At 50.7% G+C, this 25,762-nt stretch carries 28 protein-coding genes; 24 read left to right on the top strand and 4 right to left on the bottom strand.

All coding sequences use genetic code 11. The annotated features are described in order from the left end of the window. Positions 1 to 8 precede the first annotated feature (8 nt). Complete coding sequence (locus NE584_RS07685; protein WP_055180007.1) at positions 9 to 812, top strand: hypothetical protein; 804 nt, start codon at positions 9 to 11, stop codon at positions 810 to 812. A gap of 242 nt (positions 813 to 1,054) precedes the next feature. Next, positions 1,055 to 2,458 carry an HD domain-containing protein gene (locus tag NE584_RS19850; RefSeq protein ID WP_055180009.1) on the top strand — a complete coding sequence of 468 codons (1,404 nt, stop codon included), beginning with the start codon at positions 1,055 to 1,057 and terminating at the stop codon, positions 2,456 to 2,458. A gap of 85 nt (positions 2,459 to 2,543) precedes the next feature. Here NE584_RS19850 and NE584_RS07675 read toward each other — a convergent pair whose 3' ends face one another. The 4 genes from NE584_RS07675 to NE584_RS07660 form a co-directional block, all read right to left on the bottom strand. Next, a complete protein-coding gene (locus NE584_RS07675) occupies positions 2,544 to 4,586 on the bottom strand; it encodes an ATP-dependent DNA helicase (RefSeq protein WP_081032408.1) in 2,043 nt (680 codons plus the stop codon). A gap of 947 nt (positions 4,587 to 5,533) precedes the next feature. Further along, a complete protein-coding gene (locus tag NE584_RS07670; RefSeq protein ID WP_145996908.1) occupies positions 5,534 to 6,370 on the bottom strand; it encodes a hypothetical protein in 837 nt (278 codons plus the stop codon). 43 nt (positions 6,371 to 6,413) lie between these two features. Continuing rightward, positions 6,414 to 6,899, bottom strand: a complete 486-nt coding sequence (locus NE584_RS07665) for a hypothetical protein (RefSeq protein ID WP_145996907.1) — start codon at positions 6,897 to 6,899, stop codon at positions 6,414 to 6,416. 52 nt (positions 6,900 to 6,951) lie between these two features. Continuing rightward, the gene (locus NE584_RS07660) at positions 6,952 to 7,602 is read right to left on the bottom strand and encodes a hypothetical protein (protein ID WP_055180017.1); all 651 of its coding nucleotides are present in this window, start codon (positions 7,600 to 7,602) and stop codon (positions 6,952 to 6,954) included. 509 nt (positions 7,603 to 8,111) lie between these two features. Between NE584_RS07660 and NE584_RS07655 the strand changes: the two genes are divergently transcribed. The 22 genes from NE584_RS07655 to NE584_RS07550 all read left to right on the top strand — a co-directional run bounded on the left by NE584_RS07655 (position 8,112) and on the right by NE584_RS07550 (position 25,661). Further along, positions 8,112 to 8,339: a hypothetical protein gene (locus NE584_RS07655; RefSeq protein ID WP_055180019.1), complete on the top strand. Its 228-nt coding sequence runs from the start codon at positions 8,112 to 8,114 to the stop codon at positions 8,337 to 8,339. A gap of 159 nt (positions 8,340 to 8,498) precedes the next feature. Further along, on the top strand, positions 8,499 to 9,290 hold the full coding sequence (locus tag NE584_RS07650; protein ID WP_055180021.1) for a YkgJ family cysteine cluster protein: 792 nt from the start codon (positions 8,499 to 8,501) through the stop codon (positions 9,288 to 9,290). A gap of 21 nt (positions 9,291 to 9,311) precedes the next feature. Further along, positions 9,312 to 10,145: a hypothetical protein gene (locus NE584_RS07645; protein ID WP_101693834.1), complete on the top strand. Its 834-nt coding sequence runs from the start codon at positions 9,312 to 9,314 to the stop codon at positions 10,143 to 10,145. 84 nt (positions 10,146 to 10,229) lie between these two features. Beyond that, positions 10,230 to 10,592, top strand: coding sequence for a zinc ribbon domain-containing protein (locus NE584_RS07640; RefSeq protein WP_145996906.1), 363 nt, complete (start codon positions 10,230 to 10,232; stop codon positions 10,590 to 10,592). 56 nt (positions 10,593 to 10,648) lie between these two features. Beyond that, positions 10,649 to 11,209: a hypothetical protein gene (locus NE584_RS07635; RefSeq protein ID WP_055180025.1), complete on the top strand. Its 561-nt coding sequence runs from the start codon at positions 10,649 to 10,651 to the stop codon at positions 11,207 to 11,209. A 14-nt stretch (positions 11,210 to 11,223) separates the two neighbouring features. Then, complete coding sequence (locus NE584_RS07630; protein WP_055180026.1) at positions 11,224 to 11,676, top strand: hypothetical protein; 453 nt, start codon at positions 11,224 to 11,226, stop codon at positions 11,674 to 11,676. 5 nt (positions 11,677 to 11,681) lie between these two features. Next, positions 11,682 to 12,524: an XF1762 family protein gene (locus tag NE584_RS07625; RefSeq protein WP_050624411.1), complete on the top strand. Its 843-nt coding sequence runs from the start codon at positions 11,682 to 11,684 to the stop codon at positions 12,522 to 12,524. 222 nt (positions 12,525 to 12,746) lie between these two features. After that, positions 12,747 to 13,307 (top strand): single-stranded DNA-binding protein, encoded by a 561-nt coding sequence (locus NE584_RS07620; RefSeq protein WP_055180028.1) that lies wholly within the window; start codon positions 12,747 to 12,749, stop codon positions 13,305 to 13,307. A gap of 106 nt (positions 13,308 to 13,413) precedes the next feature. Further along, positions 13,414 to 13,809, top strand: coding sequence for a hypothetical protein (locus NE584_RS07615; protein ID WP_050624413.1), 396 nt, complete (start codon positions 13,414 to 13,416; stop codon positions 13,807 to 13,809). Further along, positions 13,775 to 14,518: a hypothetical protein gene (locus NE584_RS07610; RefSeq protein ID WP_055180030.1), complete on the top strand. Its 744-nt coding sequence runs from the start codon at positions 13,775 to 13,777 to the stop codon at positions 14,516 to 14,518. Before NE584_RS07615 ends, NE584_RS07610 begins: the two co-directional genes overlap by 35 nt. Positions 14,519 to 14,532: 14 nt before the next feature. Next, complete coding sequence (locus NE584_RS07605; RefSeq protein ID WP_055180032.1) at positions 14,533 to 16,395, top strand: hypothetical protein; 1,863 nt, start codon at positions 14,533 to 14,535, stop codon at positions 16,393 to 16,395. A gap of 42 nt (positions 16,396 to 16,437) precedes the next feature. Next, a complete protein-coding gene (locus NE584_RS07600) occupies positions 16,438 to 18,741 on the top strand; it encodes a hypothetical protein (protein ID WP_055180124.1) in 2,304 nt (767 codons plus the stop codon). A 68-nt stretch (positions 18,742 to 18,809) separates the two neighbouring features. After that, on the top strand, positions 18,810 to 19,142 hold the full coding sequence (locus NE584_RS07595; RefSeq protein ID WP_055180034.1) for a hypothetical protein: 333 nt from the start codon (positions 18,810 to 18,812) through the stop codon (positions 19,140 to 19,142). A 111-nt stretch (positions 19,143 to 19,253) separates the two neighbouring features. Further along, complete coding sequence (locus NE584_RS07590) at positions 19,254 to 19,790, top strand: sigma factor (protein WP_055180036.1); 537 nt, start codon at positions 19,254 to 19,256, stop codon at positions 19,788 to 19,790. A gap of 15 nt (positions 19,791 to 19,805) precedes the next feature. Then, positions 19,806 to 20,513, top strand: a complete 708-nt coding sequence (locus NE584_RS07585; RefSeq protein ID WP_050624418.1) for a hypothetical protein — start codon at positions 19,806 to 19,808, stop codon at positions 20,511 to 20,513. Further along, a complete protein-coding gene (locus NE584_RS07580; protein WP_055180038.1) occupies positions 20,510 to 20,884 on the top strand; it encodes a hypothetical protein in 375 nt (124 codons plus the stop codon). Before NE584_RS07585 ends, NE584_RS07580 begins: the two co-directional genes overlap by 4 nt. Positions 20,885 to 20,902: 18 nt before the next feature. Beyond that, positions 20,903 to 22,147: a PcfJ domain-containing protein gene (locus NE584_RS07575; protein WP_055180041.1), complete on the top strand. Its 1,245-nt coding sequence runs from the start codon at positions 20,903 to 20,905 to the stop codon at positions 22,145 to 22,147. Positions 22,148 to 22,186: 39 nt separating this feature from the next. Then, positions 22,187 to 23,269, top strand: coding sequence for an AAA family ATPase (locus NE584_RS07570; protein ID WP_050625470.1), 1,083 nt, complete (start codon positions 22,187 to 22,189; stop codon positions 23,267 to 23,269). A gap of 97 nt (positions 23,270 to 23,366) precedes the next feature. Beyond that, positions 23,367 to 23,987, top strand: coding sequence for a hypothetical protein (locus tag NE584_RS07565; RefSeq protein ID WP_145996904.1), 621 nt, complete (start codon positions 23,367 to 23,369; stop codon positions 23,985 to 23,987). Continuing rightward, positions 23,984 to 24,421, top strand: a complete 438-nt coding sequence (locus NE584_RS07560) for a hypothetical protein (protein ID WP_055180046.1) — start codon at positions 23,984 to 23,986, stop codon at positions 24,419 to 24,421. Before NE584_RS07565 ends, NE584_RS07560 begins: the two co-directional genes overlap by 4 nt. 44 nt (positions 24,422 to 24,465) lie before the next feature. Then, positions 24,466 to 24,708 (top strand): hypothetical protein, encoded by a 243-nt coding sequence (locus NE584_RS07555; RefSeq protein ID WP_050624423.1) that lies wholly within the window; start codon positions 24,466 to 24,468, stop codon positions 24,706 to 24,708. Between the two features lie 185 nt (positions 24,709 to 24,893). Continuing rightward, complete coding sequence (locus tag NE584_RS07550; protein ID WP_055180049.1) at positions 24,894 to 25,661, top strand: hypothetical protein; 768 nt, start codon at positions 24,894 to 24,896, stop codon at positions 25,659 to 25,661. Positions 25,662 to 25,762 lie beyond the last annotated feature (101 nt).

Here is a 25,762-nt window from a genome sequence, read left to right as displayed (position 1 = left end):
AATAGGAAATGAGCGAGCGATTTGCAGAACAACATGGGGCCCAAGGCGGACGCACCACCGGAGTGAATCGCTGTGCGTCTTCCGGCACAGAGCGCCAAGGTCAACTGGCTACGATCCGGGAGGTCCTGGAACTGCTCCGGAACGGCGGCGCAGACTTCACGGATCTGGAACCAATTCGGACACGGTATCGACAGCAGTTTGGCGATGAACGGTGTCAGGTCTGTCCTGTCTGCCATAATGGCTATCTGGGCGTTGTGTTCCTGCCCGTACAAGAGGGCACACTCTGTCTGCCGTATGACGCTGTTACCAGCGATATGATGGAGCAGTTTGTGCTGGATGAAGCGCATCTGCTGGACTGTGAGGAGTGCGGCCAACTCTTACAAGAACTGAACACCCAGTATGCTTCCCTCTCTACAGAACTAGAGACAATTCATGCAAAATTAAAGGGGGACACCTCGGGCAGGAAGGAAAAGAGTCATCTGGAGTCTGTTTTGGAAGAAGTAAATAAATATGTGTTTGAGGCAGGCCACTGTGTCTCCGTTCAGAGGCCAATCAACGACATAAGCAGAGAACTGGTGCAGGCGATGGCAGAGGCGTATGAGACGCCAGTTTATCTTGGGACCTATGAGAGCGACCAACTGACTCCCTACACAGGCCAGCAGATCTGCAATTTCCAATACAACTTCTGCGTGCCTGTAGACAGCAAGGAGTTAAAATGCCGGCTCCGCTTCGGGATTCATAGCGCAATGGAATTCGAGGGTTTCTATCAGCTGCTGATATCCCTGGGCGGCCATATCTTATTTTGGCGGTAGAACAAATTGGGCGGTCCACCGAACATTCGGTGGGCCGCCTATCAGCGTACCGCAAAAGAGGTGTCCGTATAACTGAGAAGCACCGGAACATGGTTTGCGGTATTGTCGGTGACGGTTGGAAACCAACACCGGATAGTACGAAAGGGCGGTGCAGAGAACCGGTGAGCAAAGCTGCTTTAATACGAACCGCTGTCATGTTCGACGCAGAGGCATTTCTTTAGACTGAAAAAAGGAGAGATACTGTGCAAAAATTAACGATCCTAAAAAAGGTACGAGGTGTTATGACTCGGTTCGAACCTTTGACAGAGGAATTCATTTCAGCACAGTCTGAGGATGGATTAACCTACTCAGAATTATCTGCTGTGCTTTCCTCCTATGGACTGGATATCAGGAAGGTGGTCCATGACCCAACAAGACAAATATTCAACACCTATTACGCAGACTACGATCAAGGCAAATATGCAGCTATTTTTCTGCAGCGTCAATACATCCAAGATACTGGGCAGGCAGAGTTACGCGCCTTGACCAAGTATGGTGGGATCTGCCCTGAACTAGCAGCTGGAGAATGGAAGAGTTTTTATTTGAAATGCGTACCGATGGTCATGCTGATTTATGACTTTCAGCGGAGATACCGCGATATTCCTCGGGAGCAGGTGTTTTCCATCTGGCATGATATTTATAAGCGAATTGACTATGCGAATGATATGTGGCCGCCGGAGGTGTTGGAATATGTGTTTCAATACGCACCGCCCACTCCGCTGCCTCGGCCTGATGCAGACGGCCGTATCACAATCTACCGCGGCATGGGCACACAGTCTCTGCCGCCCGAGCGGGCGATCTCTTGGAGCAGTCACCCGGGAAATGCACTCTGGTTTGCCAATCGTTCTGGGCAGGGGACCCGCATTGCAGTAGCCCATGTCAAATCAGAACAGATTATCGCCTATTTTCCTGGGTATTCAATGGAAAATGAGGTGGTTGTTCTGCCGGGTACCATATCGGACTATGGGTATGAGGATATGATCCCTGCCGCAAAAGAGACTGTCCCTCAAATTCTGGCCCCAACACTGGCGGAGTTTCAGTATTATGGAAAGCAGGCACGGTTGCTGGGCTACCAAGAGGAGGCATTATTCCAAGTTCATGGCCTGAAGCATATCCTGCGGGTGCTGCTGCTCTCGCTTATTTACATTCACAATGCAGGGGATCCTTTGAGCGAGGCGGACCGGCAAATCCTGATTTATTTCAGCCTACTCCATGACATCGGACGGACAACGGATGACCGGGATGATAGCCATGGGGAACAGTCTGTTGCTCTGATCCGTAAAAAGGGAATCCGCTTGCGTGGAATTCGGTTAAGTCGAAAAGAATACCGAATCGCGGAACTGGTGATCACCCACCACTGCCACGATGACATCACTGGTGTTGCGGCGATTATGTCTGAGCCTGGACTCTCACGTAAGGAGAAAGAGCGGGTGATTCACCTATACTACATCTGCAAGGATATGGATGGTTTGGATCGTGTTCGGTTCAATGGTTTGGACTATCGTATGCTGCGCACAGCGTATGCCAAGCGGCTGCCGCTGGTCGCTGGCTGTCTGCTGGAAGAAGATATTCTGGCGGCGTTGGATATGGAGATACCAGAGTCGTAAATAGGAATAGCGCGGGGGTCCGAACAGGTCCCCCGCGCTATTTTTGCGTTCATTTGGTGCAAATACAAATGATTGCAAACCGGCCTCAATCGCATACCGTATGATAAAAGGCTTCGATCTCTTGGAGATCAGTGGTGCGGCGATGGATAGGCAGCGAGTTCCAAGTAATATCGTGGTATCGCTCCGGCTGGGTGTCCCTGAGACGGCTGTCGATGATGGACACGATCCCGGTGTCGCTGAAATTACGGATCAGTCTGCCGATTCCCTGCTTGAGTTTAATAATCATTTCTGGAACCCGGACATCCATCATGGCGTCCTTGGCAATGGAGGCCTTATACTCAATAATAGGATCGGGTACCGGGAATGGCAGGCGGAAGATGACAAGATTGGATAGACTCTTGCCCTCAATGCTGATTCCCTCCCAATAGGCCCCAGTCCCCAGAAGGACAGAATTAACATCATTTCGGAACGCCTGCAGAACACGTTCTTGGGAGGCACCGTTTTGCTGAATGAGAATTTTGTATGGAAGATTTCTGCTTTGAAGCGCTGCATAGACTTCTTCCATATCCGTCTTGGCGGTAAACAGCACCAGAGCCTTCCCCTGAGATATATTAAGGACCTGAATAAGCCGCTCAACACCCTTCTCAATGAACGCCTCATGATCCCGCGTTGGGTGGGGCAGATCATCGCAGAAATAGATCATGGCATGCTCATCATAGGGGTAAGGAGAAGGATGGGGCTCAGACAAGATACCAGTTCGGCCCACAGGAAATCCGGTGTTGTGCAGGAAGTAGGCGTATTGATTTTCTAATGGCCCGCCTACTGCTGAAGTCAGTGTGGCAGAGGTCAGGATGACTCGGATTTTACTGCTGAAATAGAGTTTTTTCAGAATGTCTTTGGTGTTTTTGGGGCAGAAAGACAAATCCGCGGTCTGGCCTCGGCGTTCCAGCCACAATAACTGCCTGTCAAAATCTGACGCCAGTTCTTTGAATGACTGTGTAGCGGCGTCCAACTCGTCGGCGCCAGATGAACTGTCACCTCTGCGATAATCCCTGCTGCCAAAGACCTGGACGGAACTGGACAATTTTTGCAGTTGCCTGGAAACTGCTCGGATTAAGTCAACTGCACCATCCTCATCGCGGAAAAAGAAACGGTCGGCATATTTCATGTCACGGGCCGGCTGCGTAATCTGCATACGCATCTGCGAGTTCAAGTTGCTATAAAGGGCACGAACGGAACAGACCACATCATCCGCGTCCTCAAGGATAAATTCCCGCTCCTCGCCTCGAACTGATTTTACTGCGGAATTGATTGCGTGGATCAACTGGCGCTCCCCAAACCGCTCTGTGGTTGCGCTTCGCACCTTATCCTCCAGATTGTGGGCCTCGTCAACCACCACAAACTGAACCAGATCGCTTAGCAGGCCACCTTGGTCACGGCTCCGCTTGAATAGGTGCGCCGTCAACAAATCCTGATTGCACAGGATAATACCGTTTGTAAATTTCAGTTCGTCACGGAGTCTGGCATATTGACACTGCGATGAGAACGGGCAACCAAGACAGGCACGGCGGCTGTATCGTACAATATTGATTTTCTCCCAGACATTGGCTGGGATCGGGGGAGAGAAAGCGCGACGGTCTTGGCAGCCCTCAACAATCTTCTGTTTCAGCCGAGCAAACTGCTGGCCTTCCGGGGAAGCAAAATAATCGTTGGCCCGCAGTTGACAGACATAGTGTGTTTGGCCTTTGGCCAAAAGCACATCGGGTGTGACATTGAGCATAGGACTAAGCCTCTTTATGTCATCCATCAACTGTTCCTGCAGTGCGATTGTAGATGTGGCAATGATAACTGGGAGGCCTGTTTTCTTATTATATAGAAGCAAAGGAACCAGGTACGCGAATGACTTCCCAATCCCTACACCAGCTTCAACTGCGAAGTGGTAATTTCCGCGGACGGCGTCCAAAATTGCAAACGCCATATCCTGCTGGCCTTCCCGGGCTTCCAGTCCATATTTATCTGGAGCCTCATCCCAGAAAAAAGCTGACACGAATTCACTGATTTCGTAGATAATAGAGTCCCATTTCTGCTTTTGATTCTCATTTGTACGGAAGATAGAAAGATAACTCACAGGCAGGTTTCCTCTCTGCGCCCAATTGACATGAAACTATTATAGCACAATTTGAAAAGAATGAAAGTGGCGATTCTCTTTAGGCGTTGCAGACAGAGACGGGCATCCTTGGCAAAATTCGCCATCCAATGATGTAAATATGCTTGCTGCATGGCGACATAAAAAGAGCGGGGGCCGACTGGCACCCCGCTTAGCAATTTAGGCCGATGCAATGTAAATGCAGAATTCTGGTCACAATACCCGTATCACAAATTTTATTGGGACCCGTCGTGAGTGTTTTGGGGCTTGTTGAATCGCGTACATCTACAGTGACCGTATGGGTCACTGGTCCTAAGCCAGTAACTATCGACTTGGACAATGCGGCCGCAATTCCGACACAAGCACTTCCACCGGACATCGTGGCTTCGAATGTGCGGATTTGTCACACGCCCGATGACAAGGAGATACCCAAATTCCTGACCAGTCAGGTCATACTTGACTGGAGACTGAGAGCAACCGCAGGACTTTGTTTTCCCATTGCGAAGGCTGGAAGATAAAACAGAAACCGTATTACCACACTTACATTGGCAAATCCATTTTATGCGGCTGCCGGGTGCCGTTTCATCCCTGCGTAGCACTTTCAGGCGTCCAAAAGTTTGACCTGTCAGATCAATCAGGGAGGGGGAGCGCTGGTGTTTGAGACAGCCACATGACCTTGTGCCGTTAGGCCGCATGAGGCGGGTGGATGATACAGTTGTCAAATTACCACACTCACATTGGCACAGCCACGTTGGGCGTCCGGCCTTCTGATCTTCTACTCTTTTGATAACTGTCAATTTCCCGAATGTTTGGCCGGTAAGATCCTTGAATTTTCCCATGGTTCTACCTCTTTGTTCGTAGAATGGAATGTGGATATAGATGAGAGGCGCAGACTTGATTCGGTATCTATGCCACAGAGATCTGGCGGGTCATAGAGATTCTGCATGATTATCACCCTGGTTATAACTGCCGTAATAGACAGTGTCTTCCTCTGTGGAGCAATAGACGCCGATGCACAATTCCTGCCCCAGTTCTTTTTCAGGATTGTGTTCAACGAAGCAGACTCGCTCGTTTTCACCATCTGCTTGCACGAGGTCAATGTTGATGCAAGGGTATTCGTCCTCAGAGCATATTTTGACCTGGAGTACAGTGCCATTTGGCATGATAAGAGTGTCTGCGGGGGTCTTGGCTGTTTCCGCTACCGGCTCAAACGCAACCGGGATAAAACTGGCGGCAGAACAAAGGAAAAATTGGTTTTCCAACTGTACTACGTCGCCCACGGACAGACTGCGGCTGGTCATCGGATTTGGGCGGTCATCTCGGTTATAGAGACAATAGAACTGCTCTAAGATATAGGATGTGCGCAATTGAGGCTCCTTGGGTAGCATACCGCGGATCTCAATCTCTCCGCTGAACACAGGCATATAATACTGTGACGGGACAGGACCGGAGAAGGGCTGCTCACAGTCATACATCTTTATAAGTAGCCCGTGCTCGTGCAGAGAAGCAAACGGTGCCTGGAAAAGCGCGATTTGAACATGCTCCACTGATTCAGAAATGTCACCAGTCTGGCCCGCGCTATATGGAAATTCAGGCGTAGAACAACCAGTTTCCTGCCGCTCAGCCAAGCAACTGCGACAGATATCGCCACCGATAAAATCACTGGATGCCTGATAATGACCAGATCCCTCAGGATGCTCCCAGGTTAGCATAGCACCACAGATTTTGCAAAATACAATGTTTGGGCCTTTTGTGATGTTTTCCATTATAAATCAAACCTCCAATTTTGATTGTGCGCATGTATTTTCGTCAGTTATCGGTGTTTTTGCAAGCATATTCGTTTTTTCGCGCACGGGCCGTATCCCAATAAGGCAGATATTTCACACCGCTCAGCGTCAAATAGAAGCAGTTGCTGGTAAGACCATCGTCGATCTCTACAATTTCCCCTATTTTGACCATGACCCCCAAAAGTTCAGATGCACCTTTTCGCTTCGCCATGGAAAAGAATGCTGAAGGAGTCAAGTTTACTGTCCCAGATAACCGCACGGCGTACTGGTACCCGTCGGGAGGCGATTTGCGTTTGAGTAGGGTGTGCAAGTACCATGTGTTTGCGTCCTTGAAATCATAAACACGAAATTCACATGGCTTTTTTAGTTTTGGACACCAATTTGGCGGGTAGATTTTGGGATCTTTTTTCTTAAACATACGGTATTTCTTTCCGGCTGTGCAATACTGCTGACCAAACTGCAGCACGATATACCCTTCCTGACGGGGTTCGCCCTTGAGATAAGTCAACCGATGCGGGCACCTTGAACAGTGGAATCTCTGAATCCCTTTTGTACCCATATTAGACACCGCCTTTATTGTCTTTCTGCTTTTCAGAAGGACCGGAGGTGCCATGATTGCATTCCGGCGTTGGAAAAGGAACTCCTACAGCGAGTTTTTTCGTGTCATAGAGGTAGATGGGCTGGATCACCCAGTCCCAATTACCCGCAGAACCAGCATTGAGCCAGGCAGAGGATCGGGAGGCTTCAAACTCGTTGCTGCTGATTTGACCGTTGCCGTTATCAAAGGCGGTCAGCACATCGTCATACTCCAAGCGGCCGTGGGTACATAAGTCCTGCAACATGGACTCAATGGCCTGCCGCTGGGTTGGATAAAGAGACGGCTGTAAGAATTCCCGGTCACTGACACATTGCAACTGATAAAAGATCAGGCAGCACTCGCCGGGGACCCAACCATTCGGCTGACGCATATAGTGTTCCAGTCTGACATGGGGATCTTTGCCGTTCAGGCATGTACCAAAGATGGAGAAACCGAGGCGGTTGGGCAGGAAGGCTTTGTTATTGCTGCTGACCGCGTAGGTGCGGTCGAGTTGTGTATAACTGGGATTTTCGAACGGACCAAAGTCAGAGAACGTGATCAGCCCATCCAGATGATATCGTGGATGATTTGCCTCATGTGCGGAAAAAATCTGCGCCAAGTCGAGATATTTCATGGTACCAGTCCTTTCATTTTTAGATGATCTGAGGCTTTTATAATGAACGGGCCTTGCGGCCCGGAGCAAAGGGAATGCTTCCGAGCCGGAAGCAAATCTATATAAAAAAGTGAGCAGGGATAGGGATATCCCGCTCACTTTGTTGCCAGTGTTGGCAAAAAACAAAAATGCCATCGCCCCCAGGGTGATGGCATGGATGAAACACGGTGTACTTTGCCATATGGCACAGATACTGATATTTATAATATAACGCATTCAAGCACAAAAAGCAATCCTCGCTCGATATGGAGAGGTAATCGGATAAGGCTTGCATTTCATCTTGTGGTCAGGTATAATAATGCCATAAAGTATCCGTTGACTGTATCTACAGTCATCAGTAGTCGTGTTTCAAAGCGCCTAAAGGCAGACTTGCCTTTGGGCGCTTTTTTATATATATGGGCCTTCGGGCCACAAGGAGGGGCGCCGAGGTGCGTCCCTCTTTTCATTTCTTGTGAGGGGGGGTGAATGATTTGGAAACTGAGCCGAACGCAGTGAAAGGCAAAAAGCAGTCAGATAAAACTATCTTTGTCGTGGTCGAAGACGGGCGTGTCCAAGAAGTATACGCCTGTGCATCCTTGACCGGTGTCGAGGTTGAGATTCTGGACAAGGATGATGCCAAGGTATCTGAAGATGCCGCATGGCGCTCCACGCTCCAGCGCATCGCTGAGGTAGCGGAGCAATACACACAAATCTATTGATGAGGGATCAGGGAAAGCCTGCACAGAACAGGAGTTCCTACAGATGTTGGCTGATGCCGGCATCGAAGCCCGAACAGTCGGAGACCATACAGAGCACAATCATTGCGGGAGTATCCGAGTAGCGGATGCTCCCGCAGTCTATTAGTAAGGAGAATGGCTATGGATATCAGAGCATTGTTGAAGCAGGGCAGTTCGCTGGAAGAATTGGAGCAGTCTCTATTGGATTTGGACTCGGAATTTGACTTCAAATGCCGCCATTGCGGCAAGTGTTGTAAAAACCAAGATACCGTTTTGTTTACTGCCCGAGATATCTACAATATCGCAAAGAAACTTGGTAAGACCACAGAGCATGTCATCCAGGAGTGCGGAGAGGTATCGATTGGATATTCGTCCCGGATTCCGCTGGTCCATATGGTGCCAATTGGCCCGCAACGTCGTTGTCCATTGCTACGGGATGATGGACGCTGCAGTGTCCATGACTGCAAGCCTACAGCCTGCGCACTGTTTCCTGTAGGGCGTGTCGCATCCATTGAAGGTGTTTTGGACAAAAACATGGAGGTCACAAAAGATTGCGTCAAGGTTCGCTATGTGCTCAATGACTTTAATTGTGGGTCAGCAAAAAGGCATAACACAATCCGCAGTTGGTTGGCTAGGTTTCAGATACCGGAAGAGGATGATTTTTTCCTTGAATGGACAGTAGTAACCGCAAATCTAAGTGTGATGGTGAATAAAATGGAAAATCTCCATTTTCCATCGAGAACGCTTGAGATGGTGTGGAACATCATCTTTAGCCTTCTCTATGTTAACTATGACACGGGAAAAGAGTTTATGCCCCAGTTTGAATCGGCAGCGGAACAGCTCAACGCACTGTGCAGAAAATTTTGGAGTTTGGAAGCGGAAGAAACTGAGGACAGTTCCATCGACAAACCGAAAATGCCGGATTTATTATAAAATGGAAACGAGTGATCTGATATGGAGAATGACAGCAAAACCATGTCCGCAGATAATTGGGGTCAAATCATTCGAAAAGATGCAAGAGGTTGCTTTGTGGAGATCAAAAATGACTGTTTCCATCTGGAAAAAGTCCATCTGCAATTTGTATCCTATGATACGTCACTGCCGAAAGGTAGCCGATACACCAGTAATATCAATATCTACATTGATGTGCCAGAATTTCTCGCATTGACTCAGGAGGCTGCCTCCGGCACCCTGCATATGCGGATGCAGCAATATAAGCAGGAAAAAAAGCAGGAGCCGCTATATGAACATCTGGGCGGCACCTCGGCAAAACAGCTGGCCAAGTACGGCAAATCTCGGTCAGACGGGAAGAGCCTGTCCCGGGTCGTAAAACTGACGATCTCAAGCAAGTCCGACTACTTTCTCACTGCGGATAGCGGACCAGGGGAGGAGAACAAAACCGGACTGATTGTCCCCAAGTTTGGGGCAAACCCTGAACAGCATGTTTCTGTGATCCTCAGTTGGCGCCAGCTCAACGAACTACTGCTGACCACGGCGGAGCACTACCGCGCCTGGCTCTCTGCCAAATACACTGCGGAGTGGGGGGCAATCCATGGGCCACGGATCAATGAGCGAGAGAAAAAGTCGTCTGGACGGTCAAAAGCACAGGCACCGCCGCAGCCAGCACAAGACTCTGCATCGAGGAAACCACCGGAGCAGCCGGTGCCGCCGGCACAGCCACCTCAGTCGGTACAGCCAGCACGGCAAGTAGGATTTGCGAGTGTATTTGGCAGTATTTATGGCAGTGGAACTGGCAAGTCTGGCGCGGGTGACAGGCGGATGTTTTGATGTTATAATCATAATATCTACTCCTATGTTAAGCGACGGACAGCGATTACGCTGGAAATCAAATTGGAAGAAGGAGTCGGTATTATGAAATTCTGTCCCTATTGCGGCGCTTCCCTTGTAGGAGGCGCCGCCTCTTTTTGCGCCGAGTGCGGTAAACAAATCCCAGTACATGGGGCAAAAAGCACATCCATGCCTCCGCTTCGGAAACATCGCTCTATAGGAGCAGAAAAGCGGCAGGGCTCCCACCCCGCATCGAAGCACCCACCAAAACAGAAAAAGAACCCTATGGATATCAACTATGATGGGTACTATAACGATGTCAAGCCCATTGACGCTGGGCAGCAAAGAGACCGTTTGGATCCGGAGTTGATTAAGAAGGTCATCTTATTGGTGGCAGGGGCGCTTGGAGTCATCCTGCTGGCCATTGCATTTATGGCACTGTTGTAAAAAGGACCCCACTCTTGTGTAATAGGGCAAACGCAAATAAAGATGGGGTGAATAACATGATGTACTTATCCAAGGGATTAGCCGTTCAGAAATCAACCGAAGAATTTCGAGTGTCCCACTGCGGAAAAGTTTTTGCTTTGGGGCCGGAGATGGCGAGACTATGGACAAATGCCCAGCAGGCACCCAAGGAGGTGCCTGCCGGGAAAGAGAACTACATCCGGAGATTGGAGCAGTCCGGCTTGGCCGCCACCACGAAGGAGCGGGGGGATCTGGCACATTACCGGCTCCTGTCCGGCTGTATTATCTGTCCGGAACTCGATTCGGATACCAAACCAGTACAGACGGGTTATGACGGTCGCATTTGGACTTGGATTGAACAGGCAGGACTGCGGCTGACCGCCAGCGAATTGATCCGGCTGGAGGAGCAGGGCACAAAGCCGGTGCCTGCGCTGCTGGGAGAACAGGGCCGCCAGGAACTCACTGAGCAAATCTATTCTTCTAAAGAGTTGATCTGGGATGGAACGCTTGAATCAGAGATGGAATGGTCCCCGGCACGGGACGCCCTTGTGATGTCGTTGCTCCGTCTCCTGCGCATGGGCAGGCTTTTTTTGGTGTAGAGGAGGAAATGGGTGTGAAACAGGATGCTTGTAATATCCCACTTGCACTTCAGCACCAGATGCTGATACAGGCGGCGCTTTCTGTGCTGACACTTGTGTTGGCTGCCCTGGCGATGCTTTTCTTTTCCATAACAGTCTCCGTACCGTTCCTGTTGTGTGCGGTTTTACTGGCATTCAGTGCCTTCCGACTTTATAACATCGGGCGACGCGGGCAGTATCTTGTGCTCGAAGGCACGGTGTTGAAGTTAGAGCGTACGCCGTTGCGTCTGCGGCCTAAGGCGATGTTGATGGAAGTCGAGGGGAAAGCTCTGCTGGTCGTACTTCGCAACCGGCATATCTCAGTGCGAGAGGGAGATGCACTAACTCTTTATATTGCAGATACCGCGCCGCTTTATGAGTGGCGTGGTATCCATCGGCTGCATTCCTATCTGGCCGTTGTGCCAGCGATACGGGGAAAGGTGACGTAACAGGTATGATCTATCATATCTTCAACTACCGCATCCAGGGGAAGTGGTACCGGGATAGCGCCACCTATTCAGAAGCACAGTTTGAGCGGATCATGGAGGCATTGGACTGGAAACTGCCGGTCCATATGCAGATATACCACTATGGGAGTCCTGACCGAAAATACTACGATCTGACGAATGCGATAGTAGTCAAGCGGCCGGTTCTTTCGCTTGATCCAATGGCTTTAGCGGTTTCTCCACAGGAAAAACGTACTTCTGTATATGATAAGCAGCGGGAAATCAGTTGGCCGGTGGTTCACAGGCTGGGGCGTTTTCTGATTTGCCAGCCTGACGATGATTGGCCAAGGTTTTGCTATGCCGATGGAGATCGGTTCAGTCTGATTACCCCGATGGATATTACTCCGGTGTCTATCAAGGAAGCGATGGAATTTGTTCGCCAGAACCATCGCCACTGTTCCGCCCCGCAAGGGCATAAATTCTCCATCGGCCTAGTTGCCGGCGACGGAGCGAGAATTGGCGTTGCCATTGCCAGTATTCCAAAGGCAAGAGCGCTAAACGATGGACGTACATTAGAGTTGAATCGAATATGTTGTGACCCTGTGTACCGCCACGCCGCCAGCAAACTCTGCGCAGCTACCATTCGTGTAGGGAAGGAGATGGGATACCATCGGTTTGTGACCTATACGCTGCCGCAGGAATCAGGAAGCAGTTTGCGGGCAGTCGGGTTTCTGCGGGATGGGCTCACATCGGCCCGGCCATTGGGGTGGAATTGCCGTAACCGCCCGCGGCGAACTCCTGAAAAGTATCCCACAGGCGTGAAGATTCGATGGATTCTGGAAACAGGATAGAGGAACATGCGCGGGAGAATATTGACCTTTACTATTTGCCGTGATATAATCAAGTCAATAGTAACCGTGTTTTCGTTGAGAAATCAAAGTTCCCGTGTTGCACAGTGCCAGATAGCGCGATTGCGCTGTTTGGCACTTTTTTGTTTTCTACCCGTAAAACACGGGTTTGAAATAAAATCGTTTGAATGCAGGGCATGACCTGCGGAAAGGAGAAAAAACACCATGATGAAGATCTTTATTTCAGATGCCGTTGTGTCCAAAGGATATGACGGCGCACCGGCGATCCGCTTCTTCAATAGCGAGAACGGCGGCGAGTTTGCTGTTTTCCAAGTCGGAAACCGCAAATATGATAGCCGTGAGGAGAACAATCACCGGTGGGTCAACCTGAAGATCAAGGCTTTTGGTGAGATCTGTGAACGCATCAAAAAGATGAAACTCAAAGAAGGATCGGTCGTCACAATATTTGGTGACTATGACGAGGAGCGCTGGACAGACAAGGAAAGCAAGGAAAAACGCTCCAGTCCGGTTATCAATTTGGATGACATCCAGTATTCCTACAGTGGAAGCGGCCAGAAAAAAGGGCAGAACGGCGGAGCGCAGGATGGAACCGGACAAGGCACGCAGCAGGACTACCCAACTGGGCAGTCCCAGCCGTCATCCTATCCTGCAACTGGACAGTCTCAACCGCCGGCGGCCCCTCCTGCTTCGTCTGGTGCCATGCCTCAAGGCTTTACGGGCTACGAGAGTTTCAGTGGCGGGAACAATCCCTATTTCCCAGGCTGAGTATGCAACTGGCAGAGCCAATAAAATATAACTATAAGCGTCAAAGAGCGCACATGAAGTCGGAACCATCCACTCCATGTGCGCTCTTTTTTGCATTTTAGGAGGGGTGGGGCTGAATAACCGGTTATTTCGGAAGAAAAGCGCAAAGAGCAAAGCCAAGAAACTGGAGATGGTTCTGCGCCGGCTGACCCGCGGTACAATGACTGTGGAGCAGACACGGCAATTGCAGTCCGTTCTGGGATACAGACGGCAGTATCAGATGCAGGTATGCTCCTCTAAACAGACTTTCAGGAGTGCGGTAGCTCCATCTCAAGACGTTGAGGAGAAAAAGATGGTTCTTACACTCTTGGATGGCAAAGAGACCACTGAAAATGCGCTGCTGGCAACACTCGTCTGTCGGCAAGTCCTAGGGAAGATAGAGAGCACGGTATATTTCTATCTGCCAAAACAGAAGGAGGTAATGCGGGATGACCCGCGAGCAAAAGAAGCAAAAGAGAAATGAGGTGCTGACGATCATGGGGCTGATGGCGCTGCTGGTATTTACCACCCGGCTGTGGCCGATTCTGCTGTTGATGATGATCGGCGTATTTGCCTATGCGCTATGGCTGCTGTTCCATCTGGAAAAGCAACCCGAACCGCCATCGCCGCTGCTTTTGGGTCTGCCTGCACCAGTTTCGGAGGAAACGGTACTGGCCGACGCATTTTCGCTACTGCAGAGGCGGATCACTGAGCAGATCGTTGCCCGGTACCCTGACGCCAAATGGATTTGGGCAGCAGCAGATGCCCGGGAGCGTTTTGAAAAGGGCGGAGAACTGATTATCCTGCTCAACCGCGCCGGAGGCTATCGAATGGCAATGGTTCTGGTAAACCACTTGCAGTTTTGCGGCCTTGACTATACGGCAGCGGAGCAAACGCCACCGCCTGTACCTGAGACAGAACTGGAATCAGAGGAGGATGATGCGCCGAAGCCACGGCAGGAAACTGTAGATTATGGACTCTTAGCATTTGAATGGGTGGACGCAAATCTGCAAAATCTGAATGCACAGTGCAATGAGGTAATTGCGCAAGGCAAAGACACCTTCCGCATTTTTGCCAGCCAACTGCCCCACGGTGATAGTTGGCCGCTCATCTGCAAGGAATTGCTGCGCAACGGATTTGCCTCAGCTGAGCCTCTGGCGGATGGCATTCAGGTACAAATCAAAATAAAATAAGGAGCGTGATCTCAATGAGTTCAAAACTGTTTTCCTTTTCCAGACCCTTACCCGAGCCTTTTGATAAGGTCAAGCGGAAGGTCAAGGTATCCTCCAAGTATGGAGATGGGACGGAGTCCACGCTCTGCTGCACTGTGGCTAAGGCGGTCTTGGCCTATTTCAAGTGTAAGTATGGCGTAGAACCCGGCGCCGTTGGGCTCTGCGGTTCCAAAGGCGTGGCGGAATATAAGTCTGATTCCGGCCCTGATGACTACCATTTGGCCGTCTACGAGCCTGCTTCTGGCTCCGTCCTTGCCAGTCTCTATAACAAGGATACGGAGATGATCGAAACCTACGCTATTCGGAATAATGGTCGGGATGGCGCGGCGGTTCTCATGGCGATGCTCCCGGCCCTGATGGTGGATGACGAGTTCAAAGAGCACCTGATGGAACTCGAAAAACAATATCAACTGGGATTCCCTGATATCAATCAGTCGACGAATGATCTGGCCATTCTCTGTGATAACGCCTACCGGCGGGTCAGCGATAGCAGTTGCGGTGCGCATCTGCCGGTCAATATCGACGGGTCGGGGAACCTGATGCGGGTTTCCACTACTCATATTGATGCGGGGAACTTCCGGCCGGACAGCGTGCTGGCTGGTATGTTCACAATTCTGGCCACTTCCAGCGCTCCCGTAAAATTGGAGATTAAGGAGGCCACGCCGCACAGCGATTTCATTGGCAAATATGTCTTGAATCCGGCACGCATTCTTACGCCTCATGAACAGGCGCTTGTACCTGTTTTGGAGCCTTGGTATGTGTTGCCGGAGGAGGTCATTACGATCTGTAAACACGCGAAAGCATCTACTGGGCGGTCGTTGCCCATGCGAAACTTCCTGCTGCGCGGCCCTGCTGGTACAGGAAAGACAGAGGGGGCCCGGGCAATTGCGGCCGGGCTGAACCTGCCGTATATGAAGTACACCTGCTCTGCCGGCACGGAGATATTTGACCTTGTCGGACAGGTGTTTCCTGACACAGATGGACCTTCTACTGGCGATGCTGACTTGGACCAACAGCGGGAACAGCTCAAAGAGATGGGCGGAATTACCTATGAGAATGTGAAAAAACTCATGGGGTTGCCCGATTTGGATGACATGGACTATGACCCCGCCGGCACATACCAGAAACTCTCCGGCATGGAAAAGCCCGATGCAACGTCACAGGACTGTATGAGCCTTGTTATGGAGATGGTCACCAATAAACTGCAACAACTGTGCAAAGTGCAGCCGGAGTCATCCGACGGCAGGCAGACCTTTACCTACATCGAAACGGACTTCATCCGTGCGCTCAAGCATGGATATTTAGTAGAACTGCAGGAGCCCACCACGATTATTCAGCCTGGTGTGTTGGTTGGCCTCAACTCTCTTTTAGAGCAAAAAGGGTCCATTACCCTGCCAACCGGCGAGGTGATCCATCGTCATCCGGACGCAGTGGTTGTGGTGACTACCAATGTCAGTTACGAGGGCTGCCGCGGCGTAAACCAATCGGTTCTTGACCGCATGAATCTCACTCAGGATATCGAATTGCCGGAGCCGGAAATCATGGCGCAGCGCGCCATGAGCATTACCGGCTGTGAAGATGATGTCCTGGTCGGACGCATGGTACAGGTGGTATGCGATATGGCCGACTATTGCCGGAAAAATGGGATCTCAGACGGCAATTGTGGTATGCGCAGTCTCATCGACTGGATCATGAGTACAGAGATTACAGGGGACCCCTATACCTCGGCGCGCTATACCATCGTGAGCAAGGCCACATCGGATGAAGAAGACCGGTCCGCACTGCTTACCACTGTGTTGGAGCCGATTTTCGCACCCAAACAAAAGAAGGCAGTTTGATCGAAAGAAAAAAGGAAAGGAGGACCGCTACTCTTGGCAAGAGTGAGTCATAAGAAAATCAAGCAGTTGATTGCACAGAAGCAGTCGAAAATCACTGACCGCCAGTTTTTTACCTCGCGTATCCTGGCCAATCACTTCGCGGATATTGCCGCCGCACAGACACGGCGGTACGGCTATCGGCGCAGGGTAAAGTGCAGCATCATCTGGAAGCCCAAGAATCCGAGCCTGGCCTGTACGGATAATGCCCTGATCCAGATCAATGCCGGCAATCCTCAGGTGACACGGCAGAAGGGGCGGCAGGCGCGGTACGAACAAGTCTGCGGACTATTCGCCCATGAACTTGGGCATGTACTCTATACGGACTTTCTTGCATCGCAGTCCTATCACAGTTTTCAAGAGATCGGCAGGTGGTTCCCGGAGAATCCGCCCCTGCGAAATGCTGCAGAGCGAGATGCGGAAGCGGATTTGTTAGCCTACCAGAAAGCAGATCCAAAGAATGTCGGCCTGTTGGGGAGAATATCCCATGACATCCTGAACGTCCTGGAGGATGGCTATATCGAAAATCGGATGCTGATGGACTACCCCGGCATCTTGGGCAGCAGTCTGCGGGCGTGGCGCAAAAACAGACTCGAAAATTTTCCTACCATTGAGGATATGATCGACCGCGAGGAGGATGGCGGGCATATCTGGATGACCATCCGAAACGCCATGTTATCCTATATGCTCTGGGGTGAACTCAAGTATGGTGGGACGCCACTTTCTGATGAGCGTATACAGGTGGTGTTCTCTCTTCTGAGCGAGTTGGATACGGCTTTGGCCAGCCGGGACTACAAGGACAGATGCCGCACTGCCAATCTGATCCTGATCCGGTGCTGGTCCTATATCAAGGACTTCATGGAGTTCTGTAAGGACCAGGCAGAAGACACCGCGCCTGGCGGCAGTGGTTCCGGAGATTCTGATAACCTGCTGAGCAAACTCCTCTCTTCTCTCATGGGGGGCAGTGAGGAGGGATCCGGCGACACGGCCCCGGTGGATGCTGGCAGCACATCGTCCAGTCCTGGCGGAACAGCGACTGGTCAGCAGCGCGCTGCAACTGCAGCGTTAGCCGCCAGTTCCAACGACAGTGAGGAAAACGAAGGCGAGGATGCCCAAACTGGCTCTGGCGCTGGCGAAGAACCTGAGTCCGAGGAGGAAACAGAGACTTCGGCCGGCGGCGCAGCAGGGGAAACAGACGACAGTGATCAGAGCGCGGGCGACGAGACGGCAGTACAGTTGGGCGGCGGTCCAACACCCTCACACCAGAAGGTATCAGACCAGGAAGGCGGTCGCATCCCTCTACAGGAAACCAGCGAGGTGTCCGCTCCAGAGGGCGGTACCTCAGAGCGGGATGACGACTATGAGGGTTCAGGCTATACGGGAGCAGCTGCTGATATTGAGAGGCTGCTCAACCGTATCGCCGAGGACAGCGTTACCACTGACTTAGAGCGCCAGCGTACTGAGGAACTGACGGAACTCGCTCAGAGCATCTCCTATGGGGATATCCACGATGGCGTCAATAAGACGGTACACCGCATTGCTTCTGTCAGCGATGACATGAAAGAGAAGTACCAGTCCATTGCCGGTGAATTGCTGCACATTTCCAGGCAATTACAAAAGTCCGTCTTGCAGCAGATGCAGGACAGCCGGCGTGGGGGAAAACAGACAAGTTTGCTGATGGGACGGCGTTTGGACTCTCACGCACTGTTCCGGACAGATTCACGTGTGTTCTATAAAAATGCGCTCCCCAACGAAATGCCTGCGCTGTGCGTAGGACTGCTGTTGGACGAGTCTGGTAGCATGTCCTGGAATGATCGGGCCACCTATGCCAGATCAACAGCAATCATTCTGTACGATTTCTGTCAGGCACTGGGCATTCCCATCACCGTGTATGGACATTCCACCTCCGACCGCGTTGATTTATACTCCTATGCGGAGTTTGAGGCCATTGATCGGGATGACCGGTACCGGATGATGGATATTTCGGCTCGGGGCAGCAACCGCGACGGAGCAGCGCTTCGCTATGTGGCGGAAAAACTAGTGCGTCGGCCAGAGGATATCAAGTTGCTGATGTTGGTGTCTGATGGACAACCCGCAGATTATAATTACTATGGGACCGCAGCAGAGGAAGATCTGCGCGGGATCAAGCATGAGTACCAGCGCAAAGGGATTATCTTCGTTGCGGCGGCCATTGGGGCAGACAAGGAGAACATCGAGCGCATCTACGGCGATGCTTATTTGGACATCACCGACCTCACAAAACTGCCGATCAAATTGGCCGGCATCATTAAGCAGTTTATCCGCTTTTAACCACAGTAAGGAGTGGGCTGCATAACGTAGCGCTCCTTAACCTTACTTTATGCAGGAGGTGCAGTAAAATGATGGCTGAAAAGGAAATGCGCAATCAATTCAGGTCTGCCATCACGGCCGCCACAGTCTGTTGCCGCATGCCGGTGAGCGATGAAACAAGCAGCATCACACAATACTTGAAGTCGCTGCTGGACACGGCACTCGACGGTGCCGGGCTCTATGCGGATGTGATGCCGCTCCCATACCAGCCGTGTAGCAAACTACCAGTTGTGATTGCGTTGGACGGAAAAAATCCGCGGCTGCTTTGGTATTACAAAGGGATGTCTACACCGGCGCTGGCAGATGAACTGTATTGGCTGTTCTGCGATCTTCCGCTGGTCACTGGGCAAATTTCTGCGTAATTTACACGGCTGAAACGGCCAATAGCAAGGAACAATCAAATCTGTTTACAACAGTTGCAGGGCAAGGCCTTTCCAGGCCTTGCCCTGCCCATTTAAGGAAGGAGCGTCAACATGGATGCCATTACTAGAAATAACATCTTTATAGAGAATATGGAACTGATCAACCGGACAATGCACCGTCATCGGCTGTTGCTGTTTGCACTGCATCTGGACCGCGACGATGTCTATCAGGAACTGGCTATTGCCGCACTGCGGGCCATCGAATCTTTCGACCCCAGTCGGTCCAATTCTATCAAAGTCCATATCTGGGCAAAACTGCAGTACGCTATTTTGGACATTAAGGAGAGGCACAAGCCGCATGGCTTAGCTGCGTTTGACCGTTTTGGCACCAGTGTCTGGTCGCTGGAACTGGCAGAGGAATATGGATTCTCTTTAGTAGAGGCATCTTTCGAGGAGCAGCAGGATAGTGAACTGCACCTGCGGCAGGCGCTGTCCCGGCTAGAGCCTCAAGAGCGGCAAGCCATCGTTCTCTATCTGGACGGCAAAAGACCGGTGAGAAGGGCTGAGAAATGCAGTTTTCAGACGGCGCTGGACAAACTGCGGGACTACTATCTTGCTGTGCAGTATGCACCACAAGCCAATCAGTGATGAGGGTATAGAAAGATGAGTTATTACACAACAGGTTCGGGCTCTATCATGTTGCGGATTCCTTCCGATACCGCACGGCGACAGTTATACGATGATTTGCTGGGCAGATATGACCGGCTCTGCAGCGAGGAAATGAGCCAATGTGGTGAGCAGATGGCAAAAAGTGTCCAAGGAGAATATCAAAGGCGAAAATGCCAAATGAAACGCTACGATGATCCGCTTTGGTGGCTGACAACCGTGTTGAACGATGTCGGCTTTGTCGAACTTGAGCGTGGCATGGAGACGGACGATTTCTTCATCGAAATGACCTATAGCGGTAACTATGACGAGCGTACGGTTATGGATGTGTTGGACATGCTTGTGCCCTATACGCAAGAAGGCTGCATTTCCTATATCGGTGAAGACAATACTTACTGGCGACACCAATTTGTTGATGGAGTGTGGGTTAAACTGCGTGGGCAGATTTGTTATGAGACACCCGAACAATGCCGCTGCCAGACCTTCCCGCAAACACACGCTAACCTAGAGCGGTTGATTTCTGAAATCAGGCGTCATGCGATCTATGATAACAGGCCTTATGAGAAGAAAGCTCGTGTGTTGTTGGAAGCGTATGATCAAATGGATCCTGACGGCGTATTGCTGGCTCTGACAGGCCGCAGGCTTTATGAGCATGAGGCTGCCGCAGGTCTCTGGAAGGAGGACAAACAGGAGGATAAACCGTGAGGAGGTGTGTCAATGATCCCGCCTGGGCTGTTTCCACAGCCCAGGCGACCGGTATGTGCGAGGCCTGTCTCGGCTGCACAGCCCAGGCGCAAAAAGAGGAGAAAGACCGGTGGAATCTTGGCTTTTTCTGTATGGGAAATGGGATCACTGTCTGCAACCGGGTGGGGGTAGGCAGTGAGTGGCCTATGGTGGCGCATATCCGGTATAACCGTGAGGTAAACCTCTACTGTTGGGTCCCGGATACTGAGTTAGAGAGAATTCGGCACATGGCCGCCACAACGGAGCATATCGACAACGGCGAGTTGTATAGCCCGGAGACTACGCCGCCGCCTATTGAACCGCAGGAGGTAGTTGTCATCAAAAATTATTAAATTAAGGAGGTTGCTCAAATGAAGAGCGAAACAAATCCTAAGACTGTGATGCTGAAGGATTACATCATTGATATGGATAGCGTATCAGCGAAAGTCACCATTGACTATGAGGTTGTGCTCGAAAACAACACTGATTTCATCGTCAAGCGGCGAACACTGAAGACCGACCGTGAACTGGTGGTTTTGGTCAGCAAAGGCATCTTCTACATCAAAGATTGCAAAACCGATCATGTTGACCCGCTCACAGAGACCAACCTGTCTTCCTTCCTGCGGGACCTGAAGGAGAGGTGTATCACACTCCATCAGGTGCATTGGCTCCACACGGTATTCCGTGAGTCTGTAGACTTCATTATGAATGTGATCACCGATGAGAAACTGATGGATATGTGTCGCCACAATGTGCTGGTGAGTACACATTACCCGCACTGGTATGTGCCGTTTTGGGAGCAGAACAGCAAGCTTTTCATGCGCCTATATAACATGTTCCCCAATATGTCTGACCGGAAAAAATATCAGCCAAGCATTCCGGTCATTTTCTGGATCGAGCGGCATCACGGCGCGAACGAGGCGATGTACTTCGCTGAGAAATTGGTTCAGTCCGGCATTACAGAACTGAATTTTTCCAGTCACTACACCAACTACTATGATAACAACGCGATATCATCCAAGGAGATAGTATCATTTAAGACAATCATGGAATCTCCCTACAACATTAACCTGCGCCGGTTTATCGACTATATCCTATTTGATCTATATGCCCAGGGCTACTCCTCAGTGGAACGCACGTTTTTCAAAGAGTATATGGATTATCTGCAGATGCAGCAGGGCTTTTACGGGAAAGTCAAGGAGAAATACCCGGCGCATTTCAAAACAGAGCACGATATTATGGCCCTGAAAGTCAATCAGGCGAAACTGATCGCTACATGCGAAAACTTTTCTGAACAAAGCGAGGCGATCAAGGATCTGGCCTACACTGGGAGCAAATACAGTATTGTGATTCCCACTAAACCTGAGGAACTGGCAGAAGAAGGTATCAATCTAAGTCACTGTGTCGGACAGTATATCGAACGTGTGGCCAATGGTGAGTGCCATATCCTGTTCCTGCGGTACCGCGATATTCCGGAAGAGTCGCTAGTCACTCTGCAATTAAGCGGCAAGCAAATTTGCCAGGCTCAAGGTATGAACCGGCGTCCGCTCACCACTCAGGAATACCGTTTTCTCAAACAGTGGGGGCGGGAAAAGGAAATTGAGATTGCTGTATGAGCAGCAAATAAACTTTGAATACGAAAGCGAGAAATGGTTATGAAAGCAATCAGCATCGGCTCTCGGTATGAGATTTACGATGACACACTCAAGGCCTATGACGGCCTCCCGGCCCAGACCTATACGGTCTGTTTTAGCCAAATGACGGGCTTTTTCCTGAAGGTGCGTCCGGACCTTGTGGTCAAGGAACCGGTCTATGGCGTTCACCCGGAAAAAGCGGAGAAAGTGCTCCGGTCCTTCAAGGTATTCCAACGGAACCTGGGCGTGATCCTGAGCGGCGATAAGGGCATCGGCAAATCACTCTTCGCACGCCTCCTGTCTGCCAAAGCTGTGGAGGCGGGATACCCAGTTATCATTGTCGATCAGGCTTTCCCGGGCATTGCGTCTTACATTGAGTCCATTGAACAGGAGGTTGTATTCCTGTTTGACGAGTTTGACAAAACCTTTGGTAGCAATCATGATTCCGATCCACAATCCACATTTCTGAGCCTGTTTGACGGCACATCGCAGGGGAAAAAACTCTTTATTATCACCTGCAACAGCCTGCATGGGCTCAATGACTATATGGTGAACCGGCCGGGCCGCTTCCATTATCACTTCCGCTTCGGCTATCCTACGGGGGAAGAGATCCGGCAGTATCTTACGGATAAACTAGACGGTCAATACCAGAACGAGATTGAGAAGGTAATTCGTTTCTCCAACAAAGTTTCCCTGAACTATGACTGCCTGCGATCCATTGCATTTGAACTTCGCTCCGGTGAGTCGTTTGAAGCCGCCATTCAGGACTTGAATATCATCAACACCCATGACGAGCAGTATAATCTCACGCTTTACCTCAAGGATGGAGGCATTGTGTCTGCAGAAAATCAGCGCCTTGACCTGTTCAGCAGGGATACTAAGTGTGTCTATATGCGAGATATGAAAGGGCGCTATGCGGTTGAAGTTGAATTTGATATTTCGGAGAGTATTTACGACCCCAGCCGTAATTCCACTGTATTGCCGGGAGAAGCCATCATCGTACATGATGATCCCGAAGATAACGCTGAAAAACAGGATTATGTCCCGGATTACATGACAATTACCCGTGCGGTGGGGCGCAATATTCACTATCTGACGGCTTGATATAGCCGCATGGAGAGAGGAGCAGGGGATTCCCTGCTCCCTTTCCCTATTCAAAATGAATAGTCTGCAATAAAAAGTCGACAGGAGGCACAAGAAAGTGAAGCAGGAAAAACCGATGTGCTGGTGCTGCGTGTGGCGGGATATTACTGGACCCGACAACGATCCGACGCTGGGGTGCGGACATACTTCCGCACAAATCCGACGCAGATTTGAAGGCTCATCAACAGCCGAGTACTGCAAGGAGTATCTGGAGGATGACCCTGAATTGAAACTCAAGATTGACCGCATTACCAGAGAGACACTGATGAAGAACATCCACCAGTTGGTTGTGACCGATGGACACTATGCCGCGGCGGAGGCCATTGTGGACTACTTCAACCCGGAACGGTACGATACTCCGCAGGAGATCAGCTGCGATGACTTTTATTTCATTGCCCAGGTGAACTGGGGCGGAAATGAGGGGATCTATCTCGACTGCTATGCTGTTGGGCGTATCCGCCCGGATGGGCCGCAGAAGGACTGGCATCTTGGCACCTACAAGACGCTGGAGACTTCTTTAACAGCTATGCAGACCTTGGGTGCCCTGGGCGGTGCGCTGACCTACTATGCGCGGGAATACATCTGGAAGAATAATACGCTGTTTCTCAGTGAGCAGGAACTGCGCGCCAGGAAACTCAAAGAAACACAAAGAGCCATTCAGAAGGAGGACCAAAAATGAGTTATAGTACATGGCATAACTACGGATACGGGATTCGTGTGGACGATATCAAGGAGCAGAGCGTAGAGCGGCTGCAGGCGCTGCTGAAACTGGCGCCGGAACTGGATCAGAAGATTCGTGCCTGGTTATCGGAGTTAGATATTGCAGAACCAGACTGGGATGACTATATGGATTTTGACCAGGTCTACTATCTGGGCCTTGCCACGATTTTACAGCAGGTCATTGAGGAGGCGGAAGGCCTACGTCTGACTGCCTGTGATGATTCCAGTGGTGCGACTTATCTCATCTATCAGCCCTGCTACCCCTGGGAAATCACAGATAGAGAACGAGATCTGACCGAGGAAAGCCTGGTCCAGATGTTCAGCCGTTATGTCAACGTTTTGTCCGATGAACCGATTGAGGTCGGTTCGCAAGATGTGAAAAACGGCGGTTGATATAGGCCGCTGTAACAGGGAATCAAGGAGAATGGAGCGATATTATGCGCAATAAAAAGAATGACGCAAATGGGTTTTATCTCTGTATTTCGGATCTGGTGGTCGACGGTGTGCTGATGTGTACTGCCGGGAAAAGATACAGAATCCAGGATGCCGAGTCTGGTCCTGGGGAAGCACCGGCAGAAGTGGCAGGATACTGCGACATCTTTGGATGTGAAAATAGCGGAGTGTGTATGGCAACATGGCTGGATGTCGGAGAACACTTCCGGACAGATGATGAACGGTAAGACCGGAACTCGCGGTGGTCGGGATATTCTCGCGCAGGAAGAACTGTTTGTCTCTGATGAGATAGAGTATCCGGCCCCTAAAGGTTTAGCCAAGACTGTACAACAGGAAAAAGCAAGCAGCTGCTGCGATGCAGACACAGAGCGGGTATCTGCGCTGCGTCTCTACTGTAAAAAAGGAGGAAATCATGACATTCAAAGAACGGTTCCAGGCTAGAGAGTGTTCCTTCAACATGATCGAAGATTGGATTGAACTCTGGCATACGTGGGACATCAAGATGGCGCTTCCAGCCTTCTTAGGCCTATCAGAGGAAGAATACGGCGTTCTGCTGGTCGAAGGCTATGATGCGTTGGCCCGTCGGCTGAATACAGATGCGGAAACCCACTATATGGCAGTCCATTTGGAATGGGAAGACCTGGAGAATCAATTAAATGAACTGATTCGGTCACTGTTGTCCGCCGCATATACGGTTCATATGAAACGAAGCGATTTTTATTACTGGGATATAGTCCTTCACAAAAACGGTGAGATCAGCGAGAAAGACAGCGAATATATCTGTGAACGCCTTGATTTGAGGGACATTAGCACAGACCATTTTCTGTATAGTGACAGCATTGACCAGAACCAGGCCTGCGGCCTGCTGGAAAAGTTGTTTGGCCGTGAGATCGTGTCCAGCCATGCGGATGACGAGGGAGTTTGGTTTTTCCATAAGCCGCTCTACGCCTCAAGCCGGAGCTGGGTTGCCCAGCACGTCGGCCGCTTTGAACAGCGGTTAAACATGGAGATTGGGAACAGGCACTATCCGGCAACAACTGCGGAAACCGCTGCACACCAGTTATATGGATTTGTGACGGCACTGAAAGAACTGGGTATGGTAAGAGAGCATGAATATCCCATAACGCTCGACCATTTTACCAAGCGTCCCAATAGCCAACCGGATCAGGCAAATAGTTAAATGAATCGGGCGCAAGGGGGCTTCCTTTGCGCCCAATCCGTCTAAGAACAAGATAAGGAGAGATCAGTTGTGAAATGTAGATTTTGTGATGGGCAGGTATT

This window comes from Clostridium sp. DFI.5.61 (assembly GCF_024462915.1).
Lineage (GTDB): Bacteria > Bacillota > Clostridia > Oscillospirales > Oscillospiraceae > Lawsonibacter > Lawsonibacter asaccharolyticus.
The sequence above is the reverse complement of the archived record's forward strand: the minus strand, read 5'-3'. Positions and strand labels throughout refer to the sequence as shown.